This window comes from Aeromonas sp. A35_P (genome assembly GCF_002259925.1).
GTDB classification, from domain to species: domain Bacteria; phylum Pseudomonadota; class Gammaproteobacteria; order Enterobacterales; family Aeromonadaceae; genus Aeromonas; species Aeromonas dhakensis.
The window spans coordinates 1-3,242 of record NZ_NEVB01000164.1 but is presented as its reverse complement, the minus strand read 5'-3'; the positions used below and the strand labels follow the sequence as shown (position 1 = coordinate 3,242).

Below are 3,242 nucleotides of genomic sequence, written 5' to 3'. Positions count from 1 at the left end.
CTGCTGCATACAGTGAATGCGGAGCATGGTATCGAGTGGGTAGGGACGACGCCCGTTACCAGCTTTGGGATAGACGGGTTCGATGACCCCCAGCATCCTTGGCCATGGGAGCACAGCCTCCATGCGAGCCAAGAATATCTCTTTACGGGTTTTACGGCGTTTGCCATTGAACTCGCAGTCCGCGAAGGTGAGCTGGTGACTCATGCTGAACCTCATCCCTGATGCCAAGTGGGGTTCATGATCTCACATCAAGGACTTGTTCGCACTTTCCCTAGGGTTTTGTTAACCTTGTCTTCAGTGACAATCAAATACCTACAGGACAAACCGGCATCTGGCTCGCATTGCATCGACTTGTGCAATATCGAGCTACAGGGAATTATTTTCTTATCGGCGCCCTTGGAATTTTTGACGATGTCAGAGATGTTCCAGCGTGTTTTTTCTGTGCTTTTCACCTGCACGAAGTCGACGCGCCCATTGGATAAGATGTCGATATCGTCTGTGACCTCACAGCGGACACTGTGGATAGTCTTGTCTCGGAGCATTCGGGTGACATGGTAAGCGGCTACGCAATCCTGAAATAGGAAACCGTGCTTGGCGGCTACACCGCCTGAATCGTTTGATTCCATCGTGAGTTCCGTGACAATTTTTCGATAATCTTGAAAATTTTTACACAAGAGAAGTTGGGACAATCACCACTTTTGAGTGGCGCCACCATTAGTGCTGTATGAAAAAACAGTGTACAGACCAGTCTTGGAAAACGTAGCCTCATCACGCCCGCGTGAACCGGTCAGAAATGAAAATGAGGCCGTCACCATGTCCAGTGTCGCTCCACTCGCTTATCCATTCCATCAGGCAAGGCTACCGCGCTTGAATGTCAGCCTCCAGTCAGCAGCTTTTGACCAGCTTACCGACGATGTTGCACTTGCATGACCCATGGGTGATTCCGACGAGGCTGTTGCCAAACGGCTATGTTAGCGAGCGATGTAGGAGAGGGAAGTGGGAAATGATGGTTTCCTGGGCAAGATCAATAAATTAGTCATCCTGAGCCGTGTTGAAGCCGAACATCAACATGGAAAGGGCTGATCTTCAATGAACTGAAATTGGGACATTCATCGTTTTGAGCACCGCGTAGCGGCTAACAGGCCATGATTGGCTTGCCGCCATGTGCCTCTCAAGGGCTCGATATAGCGGCAGGCGCTTGGCCGAGCAGCGCCCTCCTCCCTAGATACCGGTCTCTCTGGTATGATGCGCCATCATTTAGCGACCGGTGACGACGCCAGCATCATGGTGGTCAGGCTGCCGGTAGGGCCATTTTTCTTTGGGGCGCACTGGGTGCGACCCGACACCACGGATCTTGAACATGAGCAGTGAACTGATTTACGGCATCCACGCCGTGGCCGCCCTTCTTGAGCGCGAGCCGGAGCGTTTCATCGAAGTGTGGGCCCTCAAGGGCCGCGACGATGAGCGGCTGCAACCCCTGCTGGCGGAGCTGGATGCGCTCGGCCTCAAGGTGCAGAGCGTGAACCGCAAGACGCTCGACGACAAGGCGGAGGGCAACAATCACCAGGGCATCATGGCCCGGCTGAAGGAGGCGCCCAAGCTGGCCGAGCACGATCTGGCCAGCCTGCTGGACAAGCTGGCCGAGCAACAGACTCAGCCCTTCCTGTTGGTGCTGGACGGGGTGACCGATCCGCACAACCTGGGTGCCTGCCTGCGCAGCGCCGATGCGGCCGGGGTGCATGCGGTTATCGTGCCGCGCGACAAGGCCACCGGCCTGACCCCGATCGTGCGCAAGGTTGCCTGTGGCGCCGCCGAAGTGGTGCCGCTCATTCAGGTTACCAACCTGGCCCGTAGCCTGCGCGAGCTGCAGGAGCGTGGCGTCTGGCTGGTCGGCACCGCCGGTGAAGCGGATCACGACCTCTATCAGGCCAAGCTGACCGGCCCGATGGCGCTGGTGATGGGGGCTGAAGGCAAGGGCATGCGTCGCCTCACCCGCGAGCACTGCGACGAGCTGGTGAGCATCCCGATGGCGGGGGCGGTATCGAGCCTCAACGTCTCGGTAGCGACCGGCGTCTGCCTGTTCGAAGCCGTGCGCCAGCGTCGTGCCTGAGGCAAGCTGAATGGACAGACCCCCGTTTTGCCGGGATCGGGTCACGGATGAGCAGGAGGCCGCGCGCCTCCTCTCTTTTGCCCGGCCGCTGACCCTGAGCCCCCGTGCCTGCCTCTGGCATGCCGGCGATCGACCCGATCTGCTGGTGATGGTGGAGCAGGGGCTGCTGCGGGCCAAGGTGGTGCTGGCAGACGGCCGCGAGTACATCAAGGAGTTCTACTGGGAGGGGGACGAGTTCCTCGACTTCCACCACCTGCTCAGTGGGGAGCCGGCCCGCTACAGCGTTGAGGCGCTGGAGCCCTGTCGGCTCTTGCTGTTCAATCTGGCCGACCTGCGCACTCTCTCCTGCTGGCCCGCCTGGTATCAGCATCTGCTGGCGGTGCAGCTGCGCATCAAGGAGGAGAAGGAGCTGCTGCTGCTGACCGAGAGCCCGCAGGCCCGTTATCAGCACTTTTTGCGCAGTTTTCCCGCGCTGGAGGCCAGGGTGCCCGATCACCAGATCGCCGCCTATCTCGGCATCACCCCCATCAGCCTGAGCCGCATTCGCAAACGGCTGAAGGATCTTAACAAAGGTTAATGCCGGCCCGCGTGCGGCTGGCTATGCTGCCCTTCTCATCATGAGCAAGGAATCCCCATGAACTGGTCTCTCAAATCTTTCGAACAACTCGACGTCAACGAACTCTATGAACTGCTCACCCTGAGATCCCGGGTCTTCGTGGTGGAGCAGACTTGCGTCTTTCTCGATCTGGACGGCGTCGACAAGCGCCCCGACGTGCTGCACCTGCTCGGCTGGCAGGATGGGGCACTGGTGGCCTATGCCAGGCTGATGGCGCCCGGTGTGGCCAAGAGTGAGCAGGTGGTGATCGGCCGGGTGGTGACCGCCCCCGAGGCGAGAGGCGATGGCCTGGGCCACCGGCTGATGCAGCAGGCGCTGCAGGAGTGTGCCCGGCTGTGGCCCGGGGTCAGCATCTATCTGGGGGCGCAGGCGCACCTGCAGGGCTTCTACGGCCGTCACGGCTTCACCGCCGTGGGTGAACCCTATCTGGAAGATGACATCCCCCACATCGGCATGAGCTCCTCTTAATGCCTTTTAGGCATAACAATGAAATTATTATGTCTTGAGGTAGTAAAG

General features: G+C 59.0%; 4 protein-coding genes and 1 pseudogene. 3 read left to right on the top strand and 2 right to left on the bottom strand.

The window, feature by feature from the left end; genetic code table 11:
• A pseudogene (locus CAK78_RS10340) lies at positions 1 to 204 on the bottom strand (IS5/IS1182 family transposase); the annotation flags it as partial.
• Between the two features lie 44 nt (positions 205 to 248).
• Positions 249 to 626 (bottom strand): dsDNA nuclease domain-containing protein, encoded by a 378-nt coding sequence (locus tag CAK78_RS10335; protein WP_254924749.1) that lies wholly within the window; start codon positions 624 to 626, stop codon positions 249 to 251.
• A gap of 734 nt (positions 627 to 1,360) precedes the next feature.
• Here CAK78_RS10335 and rlmB point away from each other — a divergent pair.
• Genes rlmB through CAK78_RS10320 form a run of 3 tightly spaced genes read left to right on the top strand, consistent with a single transcriptional unit; the run spans position 1,361 to position 3,194 of the window.
• Positions 1,361 to 2,110 carry a 23S rRNA (guanosine(2251)-2'-O)-methyltransferase RlmB gene (gene rlmB, locus CAK78_RS10330; RefSeq protein ID WP_017780253.1) on the top strand — a complete coding sequence of 250 codons (750 nt, stop codon included), beginning with the start codon at positions 1,361 to 1,363 and terminating at the stop codon, positions 2,108 to 2,110.
• A gap of 10 nt (positions 2,111 to 2,120) precedes the next feature.
• Positions 2,121 to 2,687 carry a Crp/Fnr family transcriptional regulator gene (locus CAK78_RS10325; protein WP_005308861.1) on the top strand — a complete coding sequence of 189 codons (567 nt, stop codon included), beginning with the start codon at positions 2,121 to 2,123 and terminating at the stop codon, positions 2,685 to 2,687.
• A gap of 57 nt (positions 2,688 to 2,744) precedes the next feature.
• Positions 2,745 to 3,194, top strand: a complete 450-nt coding sequence (locus tag CAK78_RS10320) for a GNAT family N-acetyltransferase (RefSeq protein ID WP_005308863.1) — start codon at positions 2,745 to 2,747, stop codon at positions 3,192 to 3,194.
• Positions 3,195 to 3,242: the final 48 nt, after the last annotated feature.

Bases quoted from the DNA above. Each gene is read 5' to 3' on its own strand.
- CAK78_RS10320 (WP_005308863.1), top strand. From the start codon at position 2,745: ATGAACTGGTCTCTCAAATCTTTCGAACAACTCGACGTCAACGAACTC.
- CAK78_RS10325 (WP_005308861.1), top strand. From the start codon at position 2,121: ATGGACAGACCCCCGTTTTGCCGGGATCGGGTCACGGATGAGCAGGAG.
- CAK78_RS10335 (WP_254924749.1), bottom strand. From the start codon at position 626: ATGGAATCAAACGATTCAGGCGGTGTAGCCGCCAAGCACGGTTTCCTA.
- rlmB (WP_017780253.1), top strand. From the start codon at position 1,361: ATGAGCAGTGAACTGATTTACGGCATCCACGCCGTGGCCGCCCTTCTT.